This window comes from Salinibacter ruber DSM 13855, assembly GCF_000013045.1.
Classification (GTDB): Bacteria; Bacteroidota; Rhodothermia; order Rhodothermales; family Salinibacteraceae; genus Salinibacter; species Salinibacter ruber.
Genome location: NC_007677.1, coordinates 1,060,255 through 1,081,874, shown reverse-complemented (window position 1 = coordinate 1,081,874; position 21,620 = coordinate 1,060,255). Strand labels below are relative to the sequence as shown.

At 66.8% G+C, this 21,620-nt stretch carries 13 protein-coding genes; 7 read left to right on the top strand and 6 right to left on the bottom strand.

All coding sequences use genetic code 11. The annotated features are described in order from the left end of the window. Window positions 1-40: 40 nt before the first annotated feature. The 6 genes from glgB to SRU_RS04445 all read left to right on the top strand — a co-directional run bounded on the left by glgB (window position 41) and on the right by SRU_RS04445 (window position 9,253). The gene (glgB, locus tag SRU_RS04470; RefSeq protein WP_011403610.1) at window positions 41-1,909 is read left to right on the top strand and encodes a 1,4-alpha-glucan branching protein GlgB; all 1,869 of its coding nucleotides are present in this window, start codon (window positions 41-43) and stop codon (window positions 1,907-1,909) included. 202 nt (window positions 1,910-2,111) lie between these two features. Further along, a complete protein-coding gene (locus SRU_RS04465; protein WP_237701948.1) occupies window positions 2,112-2,321 on the top strand; it encodes a hypothetical protein in 210 nt (69 codons plus the stop codon). 49 nt (window positions 2,322-2,370) lie between these two features. Further along, window positions 2,371-4,932 (top strand): TonB-dependent receptor, encoded by a 2,562-nt coding sequence (locus SRU_RS04460; RefSeq protein ID WP_011403608.1) that lies wholly within the window; start codon window positions 2,371-2,373, stop codon window positions 4,930-4,932. A gap of 96 nt (window positions 4,933-5,028) precedes the next feature. Further along, window positions 5,029-6,270 carry a hypothetical protein gene (locus SRU_RS04455; protein ID WP_164923523.1) on the top strand — a complete coding sequence of 414 codons (1,242 nt, stop codon included), beginning with the start codon at window positions 5,029-5,031 and terminating at the stop codon, window positions 6,268-6,270. A 120-nt stretch (window positions 6,271-6,390) separates the two neighbouring features. Further along, a complete protein-coding gene (locus tag SRU_RS04450; protein WP_237701946.1) occupies window positions 6,391-7,905 on the top strand; it encodes a hypothetical protein in 1,515 nt (504 codons plus the stop codon). Then, the gene (locus SRU_RS04445; RefSeq protein ID WP_011403605.1) at window positions 7,889-9,253 is read left to right on the top strand and encodes a protoporphyrinogen/coproporphyrinogen oxidase; all 1,365 of its coding nucleotides are present in this window, start codon (window positions 7,889-7,891) and stop codon (window positions 9,251-9,253) included. The genes SRU_RS04450 and SRU_RS04445 overlap by 17 nt, the downstream gene beginning before the upstream one ends. Before the next feature lie 16 nt (window positions 9,254-9,269). Here the strand turns inward: SRU_RS04445 and SRU_RS04440 are convergent, their stop codons facing one another. The 4 genes from SRU_RS04440 to SRU_RS04425 all read right to left on the bottom strand — a co-directional run bounded on the left by SRU_RS04440 (window position 9,270) and on the right by SRU_RS04425 (window position 12,906). Continuing rightward, window positions 9,270-9,698, bottom strand: a complete 429-nt coding sequence (locus SRU_RS04440; RefSeq protein WP_164923522.1) for a secondary thiamine-phosphate synthase enzyme YjbQ — start codon at window positions 9,696-9,698, stop codon at window positions 9,270-9,272. A 53-nt stretch (window positions 9,699-9,751) separates the two neighbouring features. Then, window positions 9,752-10,882 (bottom strand): endonuclease/exonuclease/phosphatase family protein, encoded by a 1,131-nt coding sequence (locus tag SRU_RS04435; protein ID WP_237701944.1) that lies wholly within the window; start codon window positions 10,880-10,882, stop codon window positions 9,752-9,754. A 160-nt stretch (window positions 10,883-11,042) separates the two neighbouring features. Continuing rightward, complete coding sequence (gene hisS / locus SRU_RS04430; protein ID WP_011403603.1) at window positions 11,043-12,350, bottom strand: histidine--tRNA ligase; 1,308 nt, start codon at window positions 12,348-12,350, stop codon at window positions 11,043-11,045. 70 nt (window positions 12,351-12,420) lie between these two features. After that, the gene (locus tag SRU_RS04425; RefSeq protein WP_011403602.1) at window positions 12,421-12,906 is read right to left on the bottom strand and encodes a PTS sugar transporter subunit IIA; all 486 of its coding nucleotides are present in this window, start codon (window positions 12,904-12,906) and stop codon (window positions 12,421-12,423) included. Window positions 12,907-13,191: 285 nt separating this feature from the next. Here SRU_RS04425 and SRU_RS04420 point away from each other — a divergent pair, with 285 nt between their 5' ends. Next, window positions 13,192-15,666 carry a pyridoxal phosphate-dependent decarboxylase family protein gene (locus SRU_RS04420; protein WP_164923519.1) on the top strand — a complete coding sequence of 825 codons (2,475 nt, stop codon included), beginning with the start codon at window positions 13,192-13,194 and terminating at the stop codon, window positions 15,664-15,666. Between the two features lie 91 nt (window positions 15,667-15,757). Here the strand turns inward: SRU_RS04420 and SRU_RS04415 are convergent, their stop codons facing one another. Together SRU_RS04415 and SRU_RS04410 are read right to left on the bottom strand one after the other, a co-directional pair. Beyond that, complete coding sequence (locus tag SRU_RS04415; RefSeq protein WP_011403600.1) at window positions 15,758-17,848, bottom strand: HDOD domain-containing protein; 2,091 nt, start codon at window positions 17,846-17,848, stop codon at window positions 15,758-15,760. Between the two features lie 275 nt (window positions 17,849-18,123). Beyond that, window positions 18,124-20,949: a sensor histidine kinase gene (locus tag SRU_RS04410; RefSeq protein WP_237701942.1), complete on the bottom strand. Its 2,826-nt coding sequence runs from the start codon at window positions 20,947-20,949 to the stop codon at window positions 18,124-18,126. Window positions 20,950-21,620: the final 671 nt, after the last annotated feature.

Here is a 21,620-nt window from a genome sequence, read left to right as displayed (position 1 = left end):
CCCTGCCCGAGTGTCCCGCTCCACCCATTCTTCTCCCCCCATGCCCCATCTCACCGACGACGACATCTACTACTGGCGGCAAGGCACCCATACCCACAGCTACGAACGGATGGGGGCGCACCCCAACCAGCGGGGCACCTGGTTTGGCGTCTGGGCCCCCAACGCCGACCGGGTGGAAGTGACGGGCGACTTTAACGACTGGCGCTTCGGGGCCGACGTGCTGGACCGACGCGAGGGCGGGCTCTGGGAGGGCTACGTCCGCGGCGCCCAGCCGGGCGACAAGTACAAGTACCACCTCCGGGCCGGCGGCGAGTGGTTCGACCGCACCGACCCCTACGCCTTCCGCATGGAGCCGCCCGCCCAGAACACCTACGAGGGCCTCTCGGCCCTCATCACCGACCTCGACACCTACACGTGGGGCGATGACGCCTGGATGACCACCCGTGAGGGCCCCAGCGGGATCGACGGGCCGCTTTCCATCTACGAGGTGCACCTCGGCTCCTGGCGCCACGAGGAGCACGGCGCGTCGCTCAGCTACCGGGAGGTCGCCGAGCCGCTGGCCGACCACGTGCAGAACCTCGGCTTCACCCACGTCGAGTTTCTGCCCCTCGCCGAGCACCCGTACTACGGGTCGTGGGGCTACCAAATTCTCGGGTACTACGCCCCCACCTTCCGCTACGGCGACCCCGAAGGCCTCATGCACCTCATCGACACGCTGCACCAGCGTGGCATCGGGGTCATCATGGACTGGGTGCCCGGCCACTTCGCCACCGACCCGCAGGGGCTCACCTACTTCGACGGGTCCCACCTCTTCGAATACGAGGACCCGCTCATGCGGGAGCATCCGGACTGGGGCACGCGCGTGTTCGACTTCGGCAAGAACGGCGTGCGCAACTTCCTGCTCTCCAACGCCCTCTTCTGGATGGACAAGTACCACGTGGACGGCCTGCGGGTCGACGCGGTCGCCTCCATGCTCTACCGCGACTACTCCCGGGAGGGCGACTGGTCGCCCAACGTGCACGGCGGCCGCGAAAACCTGGGCGCCATCAGCCTCCTCCAAGACACCAACGAGCACGTCTACGACGAGTACCCCGAGGCGATCATGCTGGCCGAGGAGTCGACCGCCTGGCCCGGCGTCACCACCCCCACCGAGCACGGCGGCCTCGGCTTCCTCTACAAGTGGAACATGGGCTGGATGCACGACACGCTCGAGTACGCGAGCAAGGAGCCGGTCCACCGCAAGCACCACCACGGCGACCTGACCTGGACCCTCAGCTGGGCGTTCTCCGAAAACTACACGCTCCCCCTCTCCCACGACGAGGTGGTGCACGGCAAAAACTCCCTGTGGAGCAAAATGCCGGGCGACGACTGGCAGAAGGCGGCCAACCTGCGGCTGCTCTACGCCCACATGTTCGGCCACCCCGGCAAGAAGTTGCTCTTCATGGGCGGCGAGTTCGGACAGCACCGCGAGTGGGACCACGACCGGGCGCTGGAATGGGACCTCGCCGACGAGCCGCTGCACGAGGGCCTGATGGAGTGGCTCGGCGACCTCAACCACCTCTACCAGAACGCACCGGCCCTCTGGAACGACCAGGAGGACGGCTTCGAATGGATCGCGTACGACGACCGCGAGAACAGCGTCCTCACCTACCGCCGCCTCAACGGGGACCGGTCGCTCGTCTTTGTGCTCAACTTTACCCCGGTCGTCCGCGAGGACTACCGCATCGGGGCCACGGGGGACGGCCGGTGGCACGAGCGGCTCAATAGCGACAGCGACGTGTACGGCGGGAGCAACGTGGGCAATCGGGGCGCCGTCCACAGCGATCCGGTCGAGAAACACGGGCACTCTCACTCTCTGTCGTTGACCCTTCCCCCGCTGGGAGCATTGGTCTTGGAACCGGCCGAGTAGTCCGTCCGGGCCTGGCCCGCCTCCGAGGGACGAAGACGAAGGCCCTGGGGCCCCGGCTGTACGCGCCCCCCTCTTCTCAATTTTACAGCTTCTGTATGATCCGCGGTTGATCGTCGAGAAAGCCCCTCTTATCTATAAGTGGTCTAAATAGTCAGTCATTGCTCTTGCGTTCTGCATGGACCACTCGTTCACACGTCGCTCTATGGGAATAGGGCTTGGGGTCCTGCTTCTTCTGCTCGTCGTTCTGCCGGCGTGTTCGGACGATCCCATCCTGGGCCCATCGGACGGAGCCCCCGAGGAAGGGGGGAGCTACAGTGCCCTCGACCGCCTGTCCCCGCCCGCCACCGCCGTGGATTCCACCCAGTCCTCGTCGAAGACTAATAGCACGACGACGAACCCGGCCCGCTTCTAGTCTCGGCGGTGGGCGCCTCGCACACGGATACAGAATTGGATCTCGCAGTATGCGCGTCGGCTACGTTCTCGCCCTCTCTTTTCTTGTATTTGGTCTAAATAACGGGCTGGCGGTAGGTCAGGACGGGCCGACGGGCCGTGTAGAAGGGCGCGTCGTTGCCGCAGAAACAGGGGGGGCGCTTGCCGACGCAACGGTGGGGGTCAACGGGAGCAACCGGCCCCAAGGCACCGTCACCGACGCGGACGGTCGCTTTGTGCTCACCAACCTGCCGCCCGGGCGCACGACCCTGCACGTCCGCCACGTGGGCTACGTCACGACCACGCGCACGGTCCAGGTCCGGGCCGGCCAGGCGGCGCGCCTGACCATAGAACTGGCAAGCGCCACCGTAGAGCTGTCAGGCCTCGAGATTACCGGCGCCACGCGCGGCACCCGGACGGCCCTTCCGGGGGCGGCCACGAAGGTGGACGCCGCCGCCCTGGACCAGATGGACCCCATCGGCACCCAGGCCGCCCTCAAGCACGTGCCCGGCGTCTACGGCCTGGCCGACGACGGCATGTCGCAAACCCGCATGTCGGTGGGCATCCGCGGCCTGCAGCCCCGCCGGACCCAGCGTGTTCTCGTCATGGAGGACGGAATGCCCATCCAACCCGCCCCGTACGTCTTCTCGCCGCTCTACTACAACCCGCCCATCGAGCGCATCGAGGAGATCGAGGTCATCAAGGGCAGCTCCACGATCCGGCACGGCCCGCAGACGATGGCCGGCGTGATCAACTACGTCACCAGCCGCCCACAGCGCCGCTCGCCGGGGGGCACCGTCGAACTGACCCCCGGTACGAACGGCTATGTCAGCGCCTTCGGGGAGGTCGGCGGCTTTGGGACCGACGACGTGCGCCCGCAGGTCCAGCTGCTCTTCAAGCGGGGAAGCGGCTTTCGACAGCACAACGACTTCCGCCAGTTTAACGGCACCGCCAAGCTGCAGGCCGACCTCGGCGCCAATCGATCGCTGTACGTCAAGACCAATGCCAACTATGAGCGGCTGAACGCCACCTATACCGGCCTCACGCCGTACTCCTTCCGCACCGACCCGGATTTCAACCCCAAGGACGACGACCTCTACCAGATCTATCGGGCGTCGCTGGGAACGATCTACAACCGCCGCTACAGCGACGCCGTGCAGGGCACCACGCGGCTTTACGCCAACGTCTTTCACCGCCCGTGGTGGCGAGAGAAGGATGTGTTCGTGGACGCGGAGGCCTACCAGGCCCCAGACAGGGACGCCGAGCCGGTCGCCCCGAACGAGCCGGGGCCGCTCATGCGGGTCGGCATCAGCGACGTGAGAACCCAGGAAAACATCACGCTGGATGACAAGCCGTACTTCGGCAACGTGCGCACCTTCTACGTTACCGGCGTCGAGCACTCGCTGGGCATCCAGCACAGCCTGCTCGGGCAGGAGGCGGACCTGGAAGTGGGCGGCCGCCTGCACTGGGAACGCTTCAAGGACAACCGCAAGATCAGCGACGAGGTGGGCGTGCGGGAAGGCGTTTTCTATCAGGGCGACGTGTCCGATTCCGACCCCGTCACGATCATCGGCGGCAGCTCGGTCTACGAGACGCGGGCGCTCTCCCTCTACGCGCTGGAGGATGTGCAGTGGGGCCCGCTCCGCCTCTCACCGGGGTTTCGGCTAGAGGCCTTCAAGCAATCTCAGATCAACCGCCTCAACGGCAGCCAGTACCGCGACCAGACGAGCGTCGTCCCCCTGCCCCGGCTCGGCTTTAACTGGAACCTGGGGACCGCCGACCTGGGCCCGCTGCTCGGGCCGGGCAACGCCCGCCTCTTCGGCGGGGTCCACCGCGGCTACACGCCGCCCTCCAGCGCCACCTTCGCCATCGTGGGCTTCGATCCGCCCAGCGCCACCGGCGCAGGCGACGGCGGATTCGACCTGAAGGCCGAGAAGAGCTGGAACACGGAGCTGGGCGTGCGGGGCCGCTCCGACGCCGGCCAGTTCGAGGTTACCGGCTTCTACCTCTACGTGGAGGACCTGGTGGGCGGCCGCACGAGCTTCCAGCAAAACCTGGGGGTGGTGGAGAGCTACGGCCTGGAGGCCCGAACCCGGGTGAAAGGCGGGCTCTTTGCCGCCCCCCTCCCCACGCTGGACGTCTCGTATACCTACCTGCAGTCGTCGGTCGTGCAGGGCGTCATTTCAAGCGCGATCGACGGCCTGCCGGAAGACATCACCGGCAACGAGCTGCCGGCAGCCCCCCGTCACACCGCCACGGTGGGCCTGTCGAAGGCCTTCTCGGACATCGGACTCACCCTGTCGACCGACCTCAGCTACACCGGCCGCTTCTACACCGACCTCGAAAACCTGGAGGCCACCAACAACCGGGGCGAGCGGGGGCCCGTGCCGGCCCATACGGTGATCGACGCCGGAGCGACTTACGAGTACTCCGACGCCCTCAGCATCCAGCTTACCGCCAAGAACGTGACGGACAACGTGTACATCGGCTCGCGGCTGCACTCCAACCCCAGCCAGCCGAGTGCCAACCTGAGTACGGGCATCATCCCCGGTGCCCGCCGCCAGGTCAATCTCTCGATTCAGTACGACTTCTAACCCCACACAGAAAAATGCTCCGCCCCCCGGATCCTGATCCTGGGAGGCGGAGCGCCTTCTTCACACAGATACACTCTTATGAACGCATCGACTCCTATGCAACGTTCCCTTTCTCGCTACACGACCGCATTCTTGCTTCCCCTCCTTGCCTTGGGGCTGGTGCTCACGGGCTGCGATAGCACCGGCTCAAATGGAGGCGGTGGCGACGAGACCGCTACGTTTGAGTATCCGTCCAACACCTACGGAACGGAGGCAGTGACGAATCTTCTGGCGTTTGACCTCGGCGTCCGGGTCGGAAACGCCTCCAACAACTCCGAGACCGTGCTCGACGAACTGTACACGGGCACCATCAACGGCAAGACGCTCCCAACCTCCGGCATTTCCGCCGAGCAGAGTACCTACGGCGACATCGCAAGCGGGGTGGATATTTCTTCCCTGACGGACGATGCGCCCCTCTCCCTGAGCCAGAATCTGGAAAGTGGAGACTCCCCCAATCCCGGGTCGCGGATCACGACGGACCAGATGCTTAAGTACTACTTCGAGCGAGCCGGGTCGGAGAACATTACCCGGACCGACAATGGAATCGTCCTGAGCCAGTTCGCCGAGAAGATGCTACTGGGCACGCCCCTCTACGGCCAGGGCGCCGCGATTTTGAGCAACTTCGCCAACGAGAATGTCTCCTCGAACCGGGCCGAGCAGTGGGACGCCGCCTTCGGCTACTTCGGCTTCCCCCGCACGCTTGAGCCATACCTCGACTACGAAAACGGGGAAGAGGGACTGGCCGACGGGAACGTGTCGCGCGACATTGACGGCAACGGCTCGGTCGACCTCACGAGCGAGTACGTGTACACCTGGGCCGCGTACGCCATCGAGCGGTCCGCCGCAGCCTCGAGCACCGACGGACCGTCTCCCGACTTCGCTCGCGATGCGTTTAACGCGCTCGTCGAAGGACGCGAAGACATCGAAAACGGCGAGGATCCCTCTGGTCACGCTCAGACGGCCCTCGACGCCTGGGAGAAGGTCGTCGCGGTCAACGTAATTCACTACATCAACTCGATGGAGGGGTCGCTGAGCGGCCTCGACGATGGGAAAACCGTCGCGCAGGGAGACATCGACGAGGGCGCCTGGGGGGAAGCCAAAGCCTTTGCCTGGAGCCTCCAGTTTTACAACAGTGAGCTGAGCGATTCGCAGCTCACCAACATCCTTGAGGACATCGGCAATGATCCGCCGTATAACGAAAATTTGGAGGTGTCGGACTACGAGAGCGATCTCGCAGACGCGACGCAGATCCTCGCGGACGCCTACGGCTTCAGCGACAGCAACGTGGCGGCCTGGTAGTCTGCACGCCATACGGATCACACGGGGTTGTGCCCGGTGATGCATGACCGATCGCCCCTCTTCCGCCCCGGCGGGGGAGGGGCGTCGGTGTCTGATTCCCCAACTTGTCCGTTCGACCTCGTGAGCACGCGCGACACAGCCTCGCCGGTGACCGCCGCCGATGCGTCGCCCTGGCGCCGGATGCTCCGGCGGTACTGGAGGGCGCCCGGCATGGCGTGGGGCGCGCTGGCCGTGGTCTGCATTGCCAGCCGCCTCGCCACCACGATCACATACATCGAGGACCCGGACAGCCTGCGCTTCGCCCTCAGCGTGGCCGACGAGTACGACATCGCAGCGCTGCAGCCGCACTTTCCGGGATACCCTCTCTTCTGGGCCGCGGCGGAGCTGTTCTACCTGCCCACCGGATCGTTTAGCACCAGCTTTGCGCTGGTCGGCGGGCTTGCCACCCTCGGCCTCGTCTGGGCGCTCCTGCGCCTGTGGGGCCGACCGCTGCGCTCCGTAGAGGGAACCGCGCTGGCCGGGGTCGTCGCCCTGAATCCTCTGCTGTGGCTGATGGGGAATCGCTACATGCCCGACCTCCTGGGCACGGCGTGGGCCGTGGCGACACTGGCAATGCTGATGCGGGCGTGGAACGGCGACGGGCCGGGGCGGCGACGGGCTGCGCTCGTGGGCGTGCTCCTGGCCGGGCTGCTGGCCGGGCTGCGGCTCTCGTACCTGCCCCTCGTGGTGATTCCGGTCCTGCTCGTGCTGGCACGCTCCGCCCGACCGGTCCGCCTCATCACGGCGGGGGGGGCCGGCGTGGGGGTATGGCTCGTGCCGATGGTCCTAGACACAGGCCTGTGGACCCTGATCGACGTGGCGTGGGGCCAGACCACCGGTCACTTCACGGACTTCGGCGGCACGGTGCAGACGGAGTCGGACCTCGGGCGCCGCCTCGCCGGGACCGTGCAGGGCTTGTGGGCCGATGGACTCGGGGGCTGGTGGCCGGGGCGTCACTGGAGCACGGCTTTCGTGGGGGCAGGGGTGGCGGCAACCGGTGGGGCCGGGACCTGGCGGCTGTGGCGGTCCGGGACCCTCCACGGCCGATATGCCCGGATGATTGCGGCCGGGGCCGTCCCCTACGCCCTCTGGATGTTCTTCTTCCAGAACGTCGTGCACAAGAGCCGGCACGTGCTGCCCCTCTTGGCACTGCTGCTCCCGGTGCTGGCGGCGGGCGCAGCGGCCCTGTGGCGGGCCCGCGCGTGGCCCGTCCGCGGGGGGATCCTGGCGGCCGCCGGGGCCTACGCCGCGGTCACGCTCGTGCTCGTGGCCCAGCACCGCACCCCATCGGCCATCGCCCAGGCCAAGGCGTTTGTCGAGACCACGGCCCAGACGGATTCCGGGCCGACGCGCGTCGCGTCCGTCCCGCTCGTCAACACATACCTCCGAACCCAGCAGGTGGGGGCCCGGTTTTTCTCAATTGAAGACTCGTCCGACGTTCACCGCCTGCGGGAGGCGGAAACGGGACGCACCCTGGTGGTGGGCACCTACGCACCGCTGCTCGACGAGGCCCCGACCCGCACCCGCACGTTCTACCACAACCCGCACGTCAATCGCATGTGGCCCAAGGTGACCGTTTATGTCTACGACCATTGACCCGCAGGAGTCCCCTCTGACCGTACTGGGGGCAGGCCCCGCCGGGCTCGCGACCGGGTTCTACGCCCGGAAGCAGGGGCTCGACGTGCGCCTCTTCGAGGCCGCGGACGCCGTGGGCGGCAACGCGCGGACGCTCCAGATGGGCCCGTTCCGCTACGACACCGGCGCGCACCGCTTCCACGACAAGAACGACGCGGTGACCGCCGACGTGCGGGCCCTCCTGGGCGACGACCTCCGCCGCGTGGACGCCCCCAGCCAAATCTGCTGGCGCGGGCGGCGCATCGACTTTCCCCTTGCCCCTTACGACCTCCTGCAAAAACTTTCGCCCTCCCTCCTCGCCCAAATCGCGTGGGAGCAGCTGTCCATTCCTCGCGTCTCGGAAGACGCCGAGCATTTCGAGGAGATGGCCCTGCAGAGCTACGGCCCCACCCTCGCCAGACACTTCCTGCTCAACTACACCGAGAAGCTGTGGGGCGCCGACGCCACCACGCTCTCGCCCCGCGTGGCGGGGGATCGCCTGGAGGGCCTCGACCTCAAGACGTTTTTACTTGAGGCCTTTGGCGGCCCAACCCAGAAGGCGCGCCACCTCGACGGCTCCTTCTACTACCCCAAGCACGGCTACGGCCAGATCGCCGAGGCCACCGCCGACGCCATCGGCCGCGACCGGATCCGTACCGGGGCCCGCATCACCCGGCTGTCGCACGACGACCGTGAGATCCGTCAGGTCACGGTCAACGACGATGCCCGCGTCGGCGTGGACTCAATCGTGAGCACCCTGCCCCTGACGCGCGTGCTTCATCTGCTCGACCCGCCGCCGCCCGAGGCGGTGCGGTCGGTGGCCGAGTCGATGCGGTTTCGCCACCTTCGTCTCGTGGTGCTGGGGCTGGACCGCCCCCGCCTTACCGCAAACGCCTCCCTCTACTTTCCCGAACGGTCGGTCCCGTTCACCCGCCTCTACGAACCGAAGAACCGCAGCCCCCACATGGCCCCCGACGACCAGACCGTCGTCGTCCTGGAACGCCCCTGCCATCCGCACACCGAGGCGTGGGAGCAGTCGGACGACACCCTTCGGAACAGCGCGGTGGACCTGCTGGCAACCCAGGGCTTCATCGAGGGGGACGGAGATGTCGTCGCGGTCGACCACCGGGCCCTCCCTTTCGCGTACCCCATCCTGGAGGTCGGTGCCCACGACAAAGCCAACCGCCTGAAGACGTACCTGGACCACTTCAACAATCTTCACCTGTTGGGCCGGAGCGCCCGCTTCACCTACACCCACGTGCACAACCTCTACGCCCGGGCCCGACGCCTCACCGAACGAATCGCGCCACGGGCCAAGTCGGTCGCTTAACCTGCCCTCTGCGGCACTACGCCGTCTCCCCATAGGCCGTCACCACCACCGAGCGCGCGCCGCCGTTGTCGCGGTGCTCGTTCAGGTAGATGCCCTGCCAGGTGCCAAAGGCCGGCTGCCCATCCTGGAGGGGAACGGAGAGGCTCGTGTCGAGCAGCGACGCCTTGATGTGGGCGGGCATGTCGTCGGGGCCCTCCACGGTGTGCTGGTAGTAGGGCTGGTTCTCGGGCACCATCTCGTTGAAGTGACGCTCCATGTCGCCGCGCACCGCCGGGGCGGCATTCTCGTTAATCGTGAGGGAGGCAGAGGTGTGCTGAATGAAGACGTGCAGGAGGCCCGTCTGAAAGTCGTCCAGGCGGGGTCCACGCTCCAGGATCTGATCGGTGACGAGGTGAAACCCGCGGGGCTTCGGGGCGAGGCGGACGGTGTCCTGTCTCCACTCCATAACAAGCAACGAAGAGAAGATTGGGAATTGTCGTGACGGTGAGGGGGCGCGGTCTACGGGCCGACGCGCACGTCCACCCAGACCGGAAAGTGGTCGCTCACGGGCACGTCGGGGACGCGGGCGGGAGCGGGCCGCCACACCCCGGCGTCGTCGACAGCCACGGTGGCGGCCGGCAGCACGTAGTCGATGCGGGCCCCCCAGCGCGACGTGTCGTCGGGGTCGAGGTCCGGATAGTCCGCCTGCCGCGCCGGCGAGGCCTCGGGCACCACGCCCCCGTCGACGCGCTCGTGGCCGATCAGGTGCCGGATGGCGTTCCGGAAGATCGACGCGTCGTCCGGATCGGCGTTCAGGTCCCCCATGACGAGGAACGGGGCGTCGTCGTGCAGGCCGCCCCCCCGTCCCGAATCGTCCTCGACGTAGGCGGCCTGGTTCAGGTAGTCGCTCCAGAACTGCACCTCGTCGTGGTTGCGGTGATTGTTGCGTCGGGCCACCCCGTCGAACCCGGGCGGCGTGGGGTGGCTCGCCAACACGTGCAGGACCTCTCCGTTGGGCAGTCGCACCGGCACGTCCCAGTGGCTTTTGGACGAGAGGCGCACCGCGGCCCACTCTGCCGGGCTGTACCAGGGCTCAAACGAGGTGGTGTCGAGGGGCACCGACGCGTTCGGCTTCTCGTGCCACGGCAGGAGCCGAAACGTGCGGATCGAGTCGCGGAGCACCGTCAAATCGTCACGGACGAGGAGGGCCATGCCGTACTGCCCGGGAAAGGTGCCGAAGCCCCATGCGTCGTTGCCGTAGGTGCGCCCCGCGTCGGTCTGTGGGGGCACGCTGCCGTCCTCGGGCGCGCCGGGGATCTCCGGGACGGCCGGCGCGACCTGCCCGTCATTGTTGAGATCGAGCCCGCTGTGCAGCCCCGTATTGACGGGGAGCATCACCGTCCGGTACGAGAGGCCGTCGAGGGAGTCGGCCTGCGGCGTGGAGAGGTAATGGTGGACGAACCGCTGGGCGTTGCGGCCTTCCGGGTCGCCCGCCCGGTAGCCGGGGTCGCCCGGCTGGTCGTAGGTCATCTCGTTGACGAGCAGCACATCGGGGGCGAGGTGCTGAATGCGCGCCGCCGCCCGCTGGAGTCGGGGGTGGTCGGTCCGGCGCAGGTCGGCGGTGCGCACGTCCTCAATGTTGTAGGTCATGGCCCGCACGGACGTCCCCTCCCCATTCATGGCCTGCCTGCGGGACCGACACCCTAGTACCAGCCCCACGCACAAGAGAAAAAGCACCCACACCTTCTTCGGCATTGAGACGAGAGACAATTGTCGACAGTCAGCAAACATTCCCCAGTGCGGATCCCCGCTAAGCGGATTCGGCGGGACTGGTGAGGTACTCGACCAGGTCGTCAAACGGAACGTCCTCCTGCTCCCCACTCTCCATCTCTTTGACGGTCGCGGCCCCGGCCTCCAACTCGTTGCCCCCAATGATCATCGCGTACGGGGCGTTCTGCCGGTTGGCCTCCTTCATCTGCGCCTTGAGCGACCGGCCCATGAGGTCGTGGGCCACGTGGAGCCCCCCCGCGCGCAGCTCCTGGGCCGTGCGGAAGCACCACGCCTCCGCCTCGTCGCCGAGGGCCGCGATGAAAACATCGGGCGTGTCCGCCCCGGGCCGGTCCGCCTCCGCCGCATCGAGCGCGAGGAAAAGGCGCTCCATCCCCGCCGCGAAGCCGACCGCGGGCACCGGATCGTCGCTGCCCAACACCTCCGCGAGCCGGTCGTAGCGCCCCCCACCCGCGAGTGCGCTCTGCGCCCCAAGGCCCGGGTGTTCGAGCTCGAAGGTCGTCTCGGTGTAGTAATCCAGTCCCCGTACGAGGTGAGGGTCTTCGTCGTACTCAACGCCCAGGTCGCCGAGCAGCCTCTTGACCTCATCGTAGTGGGCGAGACTTTCGTCGCTGACAAAGTCGATGAGCGTGGGCGCGTCGCGCAGGAGCGCCTGCTCGTGCTCCACCTTCGTATCGAGGATGCGCAGCGGGTTTTGCTCCAGGCGACGGCGGCTCGTCTCCGACAGCTCGTCGGCGTGCGGCGCCAGGTAGTCCTGCAGGGCGGCGACGTACTCCTCGCGGCGCTCCGGCGTCCCGAGCGTGTTGAGGCGGAGGCGCAGGTCGGACAGGCCGAGCGCCTCGCACACGGCCATCAGCACGGCGATGGTTTCGGCATCGGCCCGGGGCTGATCCGCGCCCAGGACCTCGATGCCGAACTGGTGAAACTGCCGGTAGCGCCCCTTCTGCGGCTGCTCGGCGCGGAAGCACGGGCCGATGTAAAACAACTTCTGCACCCCGCCGCGCTGGTCGAGGTGGTGCTGGAGGAAGGAGCGCACGACCGGCGCCGTAATTTCGGGCCGCAGGACGTACTGCGTGTCGCTCCGCTCGAAGGCGAACATCTCCTTCTGCACGATGTCGGTCGACTCGCCCACCCCGCGCGCCACCAGCTCGGTGGGCTCCAGCACGGGCGTCCGGATCTCCTCGAAGTTGTGGCGACGCATCACGTCGCGGACCGTGGCCTCCACGTGGCGCCACTCGGCACTGGCGGCTACCCGCGTCCCCCCGTCGTCGGTGTAGGCGTCCGGCAGGATGTCGAAGGTGCCCTTGATGTTTTGGAACGAAGTGCTCACTGGCAACAGGAATCGCTCAAGAAGATCAGAGAAGTGGGTCCCCGCCCTCTACTGCGCGCCGCCCCCGGCCTCAGCTCCGGAGCGCGGCCTCCCCCTCGCGGAGGGTTTTGATCACCGCCTCCGGCGTCTCGGCGTCCAGAAGGCGCTCCCGCAGCGGCTCCCGGCTTACGAGCCGCGAGATGCGGCCCAGGATTTTGACGTGCTGCGACTTGTGCTCCTCCGGCCCCACGAGCAGCAGGAGAATCTGCACGGGCACGTCGTCGACCGCCCCGAAGTCGACCGGCTCGTCGGTGGTCGCGAAGGCCGCGACCGTATTGGAGGCCGCCGGGGTCTTGGCGTGGGGGAGGCCGAGTCCCTTCCCCACCCCGGTCGACATCTTCTCCTCCCGCGCAAAGATCGCCGCCCGCACGTCGTCGAGGCGACTGATGGCCCCGTGGCCGGTGAGCACGTCGACGAGCGCATCGATCACCGCGGTCTTCGAGGGCTCAGCCAGCCCGATGCGGACGTGCTCCGGGTCCAGCAGCTGGTTGATCTTGGTGGTTTGGGTCGTCGGCATGCGCGCGACCGGGTCGGTGAGGCAGACAGAACGCAGGCCGACTGGGCAGCCGGCACGCCACAGGATAGAACAGGGCACGGTCGATTTCAGGTATTCGCCCAAGCCCCCTCCGGGTTCCGCTCCACAGCACGGGTGCCCCCCCGTCCGCGACGAAGAATTCACGATCTCGTTGGCCAGGGGCCGGCCAAGCCCCCGCCCCCTCCGTGAAAATCCGCCACACCGAAAAGATTCTTGCCCCGTCCCGTAGGGCTCACTCCTGCTTCTCGCCAACAACTTCCGCCCGCCATGTCCACCCCCCCGTCCTCTGACGCACTCCACAAGGCCGCCTTTCTCGGCCCGAAGGGCGAGAACGCCGACGAGCTGGAGCGCCTGCTCCTCGAAGTGCTCCGCGACCACGTCTTCTGGCGCCGCAACTTTCACCCGCGGGACCCCCGCCTGATCGATGAGCGGGACAAGCGGACCGAGGCGTTCGACGACATGTCGGCCCGGCTTCGGGACGAGCTTTCAAAAATTTTGGCGGAGTTGAAGCGCGCGGCCCCGCTCTACTCGCCGCGGCAGGTGGCCCACATCGTGAGCGACCCGTCGCTGCCCGCCTTCGTGGGCTACTTTGCCGGGCTCCTCTACAACCAAAACAACGTGGTGGCGGAGGTGTCCCCGGAGACGGTGCGGGAGGAGCGGGCCTACTTCAAGGCCCTTGCCGAGATGGTGGGCTACCCCACGTTTCTTCCCGAGACGCTGCCCCGCGACGCCCACGCGCGGCGCTCGGCCTACAGCTGGGGGCACCTCTGCAGCGGCGGGACGGTGGCAAACCTGGAAACGCTCTGGATCGCCCGCAACATTCGGCTCTACCCGTTGGCCGTCCGCCTCGTCGCCCACCAGACCGACGCGTTAGCGTCGTTCGCCGACCTGGAGGTGACGACCGCCACCGGCGAGCGCGCAGCCCTCGACGCCCTGTCCACGTGGCGCCTCTCCAACCTCCCGATCGACGCCATCACCGACCTGCACCTGCGCATCAAGGCGACCCTGCAGGAGGGGCCGCCGGCACGGGCGCAGGCGTTTCAGGAGGCGCTCCCCAGCGTGCGGCGGGCCGGGCTCGCCTCGTTTCTGCTCCAGTACAACCGCGCATTTCCCGACGACCCGGCCCGTCTGCCGAAGGTGTTCATCTCGCAGGCGACCCACTACTGCTGGCAGAAAAACATGGACGTGGTGGGCCTCGGGGCCGACGCGCTGGAGACCGTTCCCGTGGACGACCGCATCCGCCTCGACACCGACGCGCTGCGCGAGCGGCTCCACGCGTGCATCGAGAACCGGCAGCCGGTGCTTGGGGTCGTCTCCATCGTGGGCACCACGGAGGAGGGCGCCATCGACCCGCTGCACGAGATTGAGGCCGTGCGCCAGGAGGTCGGCGACGCCGGCCTCACGTTCTGGCACCACTGCGACGCCGCCTTCGGGGGCTTCTTTGCCTCCCTTCTCCCGAAGACGGAAGACGGGAACTTCGTCCCGCCCGCCCAGCTCGACGACGACCTCGCGGGCCCCGACGGCCTCCTGCCCGCCGACGACGCGGAGGCCCTCGCGACGCTCCCCGCGACGGACTCCATCACGATCGACCCTCACAAGTTCGGCTACGTGCCCTACCCCGCGGGCGCCGTTCTCTTCCGGGACTACCACGTCCGCGACGCCATCGCCTACAAGGCGCCGTACCTCGCCGACGAGGACCAGTCCGGGTTCGGCGGCTTCCTGGGGCAGTGGACGCTGGAGGGCTCCCGCCCCGGCGCCGTGGCCGTCAGCTGCTACCTGTCGCAGGCGATGGTGCCCCTCACGCCCGACGGGCACGGGCGCTTCATGGAAAACTGCATCCGGGCCAACCAGCAGCTCTTTGAGGCGCTGACGGAGCGCTTTTCCGCCGCCGAGGGGGAGCTGAACCTGCGCCCGTTCCACCACCCGGAGACGGTCGCGTTCTGCTTTGTCATCGCCCCGGCCCCGGGCGTCGAAAGCGTCGCCTCCCTGAACGACTACACGAACCGGATCTGGCAGCAGATGACCGTCGACGGGCGGGAGGACATCAACCAGTACGCCTTCCTGCTCTCCCGCACCGAGGTCGACGTGGCCGGCTACGCGCACATCCTGGAGGACCTGCTGCCCACGGACGTGGTGCAGGAGGCCGCGGAGAACGGGGCGTCGCTGACCCTCCTCCGCACCTGCCTCATGAACCCGTTTCAGTCCGACTGGAACACCGACGAGGGGGCCTTCCCCGACCAGGTGGCGGACTTTCTCTACGACGTGGCGCTGGAGGAGTCCGTAGCCCACACGTTCCCGCCCGCCCCGCGCCCCAGTGCCGACCGCCATCCCATCCTAGTCGTCGAGCAGACGCCCCGGGCCCAGGAGGGCCTCGCCCGCTACCTGGAGCACGACGAGAAGGTGGTTGCCCACTTCGACGTTCGCTCCTGCAGCGCCGCTACCCTGAAGGACCGTCGGGACCGCATGGGAGAGGTGCGCGACCTCGTCCTCCACGTCGACCCCTCCGCCCCGTCGCAGGCCCTCCGCATCACGCGCTGGCTCGTAGACGAGGCCCAGATCGACCCCGAGCATCTGCTCGCCGTGACGACCCAGCACAGCAACGGCACCGACGTAACGGCCCGCCTCGGCGCGTTGGGCCTTCCGGCCCGCAACGTCATCCTCGAGTCCGACCTCCTCACCAGCACGCGACGGCTGGTGCTACAGCTCAGTGCCCGCCGGTCCGCCACTGCCGGGCCCTCCTAATCGCCTGTGCGTCCCGTTGTCCCCTGAGGCAGGGAGGTGGGGGCGTGCCGGGCAATCAGAAGCGGCTGCGCAGACGCCTCCGGGGGCGGGGCTAGGCCGCATCCAGAACCTCGTCGACGAACTCGATGGCATCCCCGACGATGTCCACGACCAGCGCGATCAGCTTCCGCTCGGAAAGGGGCTGCCCCTCGACTACGTGACGGGTCACCTGGAACCCCTGAAGGTCGCGGGCGAGGGCCTCCTCGCCGTCCCACGGATTCTCGTCTTCGAGGTCGTCGGCGTGGTGGGCCACCTTGAAGGCCACCGCGACGAGCGGGACGAGCGGGCGGAACGCCGTACGGGCCCGGGCGGGACGGTGGTGGGCCCGGAGGACAGCCTGCAATTTGTCGGAGACGCCGCACGCCTTCCCCACCGCAAGGCCGTTCTGCACGTAGTCCTCTTCGAAGTGCAGAATCTCTTGTCCCTGCGGGGGCGGGCCCCGAAAGGACGCCGACCGGTCCTGCTCCTCAAACCAAAGGTCGACGTAGGTCTCGCCCTCGTCTTCGAGCAGGGCCAGCCGGCCGATTTGGGCAAAAATGCCGCCGGTATAGGCCACGCCGGGCTCCTCGAAGCCGATCTCCTTCGACAGCTCGCGGGCCACGTAGGCCGCCAGCACACTGGTTTTCATGATGTACTGCTGGACCTGCTCCCCTTCCGGCTCCTCGGCACCGGAAAAGCTCTCCCCAATCACTTTCGTCAGGATGAGGTTGCACACCGGCTGAAAGCCGAGGTACCGCACGGCCCGCTCGACGGTATCGATGGACTCCCGCATGCTGTAGTACGCCGAGTTGATGTGGCGAATGAGCCACTGCGACACCACCGCGTCCTTCTGCAACGCCTCCGTGAGCGCCTCCACGTCGGGGGACTCGGGGCTGGACGCGAGACTTGCGACCTCGATGAGTGTGGTCGGGATTGGGGGGAGTTCAATCCCCGACAATGATATTTCCGGGGCCTCCACCTCCGACGAAGTAGGCTCTTCGAGCCGCTGATCGACGACATCGAGAATTTCGCGCTTGGTGACCGGCTTCGCCACGACGTCGTCGAATCCGGCCCGGAGAAAATGCTCGCGGTGGTCGTCCAGGGCGTACGCCGTGCAGGCGACCGCAGGGGTGGACCCGTACCCCTCCATCCTGCGCACTGCCTGAAGCACCTCTACACCGGTGCGGCGGTCTTTCAGGTTCACGTCCAGAATGAACACGTCGTAGGCCTCCTCTTCGGCCTGCTGGATCGCCTCCCCGGCCTCCTCGGCCATGTCGACCTGGTAGGCGTCCTCGAGCATTCGGCGGAGCAGCCGGCGGGTGACGTCGTTGTCCTCCACAACCAGCAGACGAATTGCTTCTCGGTCCTCCCCCGTGTCGGTTTCCTCCTGGGTGGCCCCCACAATGTCACGGGGCACGCGTAGCGTAACCCCCCGTCTGTCCTCGGGACCGCTCTCAACGTCAAGGGCTCCCCCCAGATAATCGGAAAAGGCGTTGGCGAGCGGCAGGCCGAGCCCGAGCCCTTTCGGCGATGCCCCCTGTTCCGGCTCTCGCTGCCCAAAAGGCTCAAACAGCGACGAAAGATCCCCGTCGGGCTCCCCAGGCCCCCCGGTACCGGTGCTCTCGACGCGAAAGGCGATCCCGGCGTCCTCTTCGTCGACGCGAAGGGTCACCGCTCCCTGGGCGGTGGACGTGATCGCATTTGCGAGAAGGTGGCGCAGCGCCTGGCGCAGCGTCGCCCCGTTCGTCGTGATCTCGACGGGGGACGACGGCGCCTCAAGAGCAAGTTCGAGTCCCGTGCCGCGGGCGGCCGAATCGAGCTCATCGAGGCATTCTTGGGCCAGGGCAACGGCATCGACCTCTTCGGAATCGGGGGCGCCGTCCTCGTCGGACAGACGCGCAAGGTGCCTCAGAGACCGAAAGGTTCTTCGAAGGGTTTCGCCACGCCCCTGGATTTTCGTCGTCACCGCGTCGATGTCGGAGGAAGCGTCCCGCAGTCGCCCCGCCAGGTCGAGAATAGACCCGAGGGCCGTCTCCGCCTCGCGGCCCAGGCGTGCGATGAAGGAGGGCGTGTTCTGTCCGGTCAGGACGGCCCCCAGATCCTGCTCGACACCTGCGGCCCCTTCGGTCGTCTGACTATTTTCGGTAGGATGCTCCGAAGCCATAAGAATAAACGCCTTGAGTAACGGCCTGCTAGAGTAGCACTTAGCTTAATTTGTGCACTTAAAAACAGCACATTGGGGGCGAAAAAGTCTACGATAGATGTGCGCGCACCTCGTCTTCACTTTTATGTAACACAAAGTGACATCCTAGCGTTTGGGCGCTCTCCGGAACGCGTATGGGGCGCCAACCGCCGGGGCGCATCGGCCGTGCCCTGGGTCCGCACACCCGACGCCTGCACGTGCACAACACAGATCTTGGCGCGCTTTGGGCCGCCGGCCTATCGGGGAAGCCGTACGGCAAACCGGGTCCCGGTGCCCTTCTCGCTCTCGACCTCAATGGTCCCGCCTAGCATGGTCGTCAGCCGGTCGACAATCGACAGGCCAAGCCCACTCCCCTCGTATTCCCGACCCAGCCCCTCGGACTCCTGCTTGAACGCGTCGAAGATGTCCTCTCGGGCCTCCTCCGCGATCCCGACGCCCGTGTCCTCGACCGCCAGCAGGGCCGTTTCCTCGTCTTCGGGCTCGACCCGCACCTGCACCTTGCCCCCCTCCGGCGTGAACTTGATGGCGTTCTCGACGAGGTTCCTCACAATCCGGCGCACGGCCGTCTCGTCCAGCCCCGCCTCGACCGACGCCCCCGGGCTGCCGACCTCCAGCTGAATCCCCTTCTCGTGGGCCCTCAGGTTCAGCTCCTGGGCCACTTCCCGGACGACCACGTCCAGGTAGGCGGAGTCGTCGTCAAGGGTGTAGGCCCCGCTTTCAAGCCGGGAGAGCTCAAGCACCGAGTCGAGCGTTTCCCGCAGGCGCTGCCCACTCCGGAAGATTTGCTCGGCCATGTCGGCGGGCTCCCCCTCCAGGCCCGCCTCCTCCAGGTCTTCCCGGAGCAGGTCCGCCGACCCGATCATCGACATGAGGGGGGTGCGGACCTCGTGGCTCATGTTGGCGAGCATTGCCGACTTGAGCTGGGCGGCCTCCTCGGCCTCCTCGCGGGCCTGGACGAGCCGTTCTTCCCGTTCGAGCCGGCCGAGCACCAGTGTCCCATAGCCCCCGAGCACCTCCAGAAGGCGCAGGTCCAGCGCGTCGAAGGTGCCGGCCTCCTTCCCGACGACCACCGCCCCGTGCCCCCCGATCGGTATGCCCGCCAGGGTGGAGAGCGTGCCGTAGTCAAGATCGTTTTCCAGGCCGCCGGTCGATTCGACCACGACGGCCTCTCCCGCCTGAATCGCCCGGGTCGCCACGAGGTCTTCGCTCAGGGGCTGGGCCTTCGGCTCCGGCATGCGTGAGAGGTCCTCCCCCACCGTCTCCTTGGGAACGAGCATCTCGCCCTCAACCAGGCCAACGTGCCGGAGCGGAAAGTCGAACACCTCCTGCAAAACCTCGGCGATGCGGCCCGGAACGGCATCCCGGGTCTCAACGGAAAGGAGCCCGCTGGTCGCCCGGTAGAGCGCCTCAATTTTTCGCCGGCGACTCTTGAGCATCTGCTCCCGCCGCTTGCGCTGGGTGATGTCGCGAGGGGTTCCCACGATCTGCTTCACCTCCCCGTCGACGATCACGGGTGCAAGACGGGTTCTGAAGTATGCCATCCCCTCCTCCAGTGGAATCTTCTCCTCGTAGTCGAGCGGCTCGCGCCGACGCTTGCACGCCTGGAGCCTTTCTTCTAGAAATTCGGCGGTTTCTGCCCCGAACACCTCTTCCGGAGAGCGCCCTCGAACGTCCTCTTCGGTATACCCAAATTTTCTCTCGTACACGGGATTGACTCGACGGTACGTGAATGACGCCGCCGAGTCTTTTTGTCGTACGTCGATGAGAAAAAGGGCGTCCTGGGCGTTCTGGAACAGCGTCTCGGTCTGTTCGAGCCGTCGCTCTCGGCCCTTGCGTTCGGTGATGTCGGTGACGGCACCGTCGTTGTACACCTGGTTTCCGTCCGGCGCATCGACCTGTTGAGTACTGAGCAGGCCCGTGAATGTCGACCCGTCGTTCCGCTGGAACTGCACTTCGACCCCGTCGAGCCCGCCCTGCTCGTCCTCCTGTCGATAGAGCGCCTCCCGTTCGGCGGGATCGGCGTAGAACGTTGACGGGTCGGCCGCCCGTAGCTCGTCGCGACTCTCGTACCCAAACATCTCGACGAAGGCGGAATTGGCGTATACGATTCCCTCCTCCGGAGTCGACCGGTAGATGCCCTCCGAGACGTTTTCGGTGATCGACCGGAGCAATTCCTCCCGCTCCCGAAGCTGTTCTTCCCGTTCTTTCCGCTTCGTGACGTCGTCGAAGTAGAAGGCCAGGCCCCCGTCCGGATTTGGATAGACCTGAATGTCGAACCATGTGCCCATTCCCCCAAAGCGCTCTTCGAACCGAACGGGCTCACGGGACCGCATCACCCGCCGGTATTCCTCCTCGAAACGGGTCCCTTTCGTCCGGGGAAATACGTCCCAGAGGGTCCTCCCGAGTAGGTGTTCTTCCTTCATTCCGTAGAGCGCTTCGGCCTGGTCATTGACGAGCGTGAAGCACCACTCGGCATCCACCTCGACGATCGCGTCGGTGACACGTCGGATGACTTGCTCGCGGCGACGCTCCTCTTCGATCCGCTCCGTGATGTTGAGGAGAAGTCCCCGAAACAACGCTCCTTTCTCCTGGGGATCCGGTTCTGCGGAGCCGAGGAGCCAGATGCGCTCCCCATCGGGCCGATCAAACGGAACCTCGTGTCGCCAGTGCGAACGCGTCGTGACCGCCTCCTCCACCGACCGAAGAAACGCCCCCCGGTGGCTCTCCGGAATGTGCTCCACAAATCGTTCGTAGAACCCATCCGACTCGGGGGCGAGCCCCAGAAGCTCGGTGGCCCCGTCTCCGATGAATGCAATGGACTGCTCGCCGTCCGGCCCGACCCGAAATTCGTAGGGCACGCCGGGCATGGTTTCGGTGAGGGCCTCCAGGCGGGCATTCCGCGCCGCTTGCGGTCCGTCCGAGGCCGCCTCACGCCGCCGGGTCTCTGCCGGGCGTCCCAGGAATCCGAAGGCCATGAGGCCGAGTAGTCCCCCTACTGCTCCAGCTCCAAAGACAAGTAGGTATGTCACGTGCGTCGGATCGAGGGCGTGAAACAGATTCATGAACTGGGAAGCGTCTTTCAGAAACAGTGGCTTCGCGCACTGCCACGGAGGATCTGAACGCGGCCGTCGAATGCAATCCTCAGAGCGCAGCGGGCCGAGGGGGCCGTCCACGGACGATCGGGTCGGGATGCCGACGGACGATCCGCACCGACAGCAACACCTGTTGACTGCGCTCGTCGGTGGAACCCACCCAGAGATCTACGCCTGCACTGGTCTCTGTATAGGCGTCAAACCCTATGCCATCGGGGACGCTGACGGGGCCCCACCCGCGGCAAGATGCCCGGCCCTCTTCCCTGTCGCACGGCGCATTGTCGCAGAACGGCCCCCTGTACGCAACCATTGCGTGCCTCGCGCTCAGGACCGTTCCGGGAGGACTCATTCCAAATCACCGGGCCTCCGATTACGCCACTACGACGCTTTCTGGGCATCGGGGCCGGTGCATCCACACGTCTGGAGGACACCGATCCGGTCCCCCAGACGATCTCTCAGACGAGTCGTTGCGTCGGGGAACGAACCGAAGCGGCCGGAAACGACGACAGACGTCCCGCAGTCACAGCGACGCGCATGGTATTTGCTGCATACAACGAGAAGATTGTCCCTTGGGACTGCCCCCAGGCCGACGGGCCCACCGGCCCGGGCATTGGCGGAGGCGAAGATTGCCATCGGGGCGT

Excerpts from the sequence above, each read along its gene's own strand:
- SRU_RS04410 (WP_237701942.1), bottom strand. The coding sequence starts at position 20,949 with ATGAATCTGTTTCACGCCCTCGATCCGACGCACGTGACATACCTACTT.
- SRU_RS04455 (WP_164923523.1), top strand. The coding sequence starts at position 5,029 with ATGCAACGTTCCCTTTCTCGCTACACGACCGCATTCTTGCTTCCCCTC.
- SRU_RS04440 (WP_164923522.1), bottom strand. The coding sequence starts at position 9,698 with ATGGAGTGGAGACAGGACACCGTCCGCCTCGCCCCGAAGCCCCGCGGG.
- SRU_RS04420 (WP_164923519.1), top strand. The coding sequence starts at position 13,192 with ATGTCCACCCCCCCGTCCTCTGACGCACTCCACAAGGCCGCCTTTCTC.
- SRU_RS04415 (WP_011403600.1), bottom strand. The coding sequence starts at position 17,848 with ATGGCTTCGGAGCATCCTACCGAAAATAGTCAGACGACCGAAGGGGCC.
- SRU_RS04465 (WP_237701948.1), top strand. The coding sequence starts at position 2,112 with ATGGGAATAGGGCTTGGGGTCCTGCTTCTTCTGCTCGTCGTTCTGCCG.
- SRU_RS04425 (WP_011403602.1), bottom strand. The coding sequence starts at position 12,906 with ATGCCGACGACCCAAACCACCAAGATCAACCAGCTGCTGGACCCGGAG.
- SRU_RS04445 (WP_011403605.1), top strand. The coding sequence starts at position 7,889 with ATGTCTACGACCATTGACCCGCAGGAGTCCCCTCTGACCGTACTGGGG.
- glgB (WP_011403610.1), top strand. The coding sequence starts at position 41 with ATGCCCCATCTCACCGACGACGACATCTACTACTGGCGGCAAGGCACC.
- SRU_RS04435 (WP_237701944.1), bottom strand. The coding sequence starts at position 10,882 with ATGACCTACAACATTGAGGACGTGCGCACCGCCGACCTGCGCCGGACC.
- SRU_RS04460 (WP_011403608.1), top strand. The coding sequence starts at position 2,371 with ATGCGCGTCGGCTACGTTCTCGCCCTCTCTTTTCTTGTATTTGGTCTA.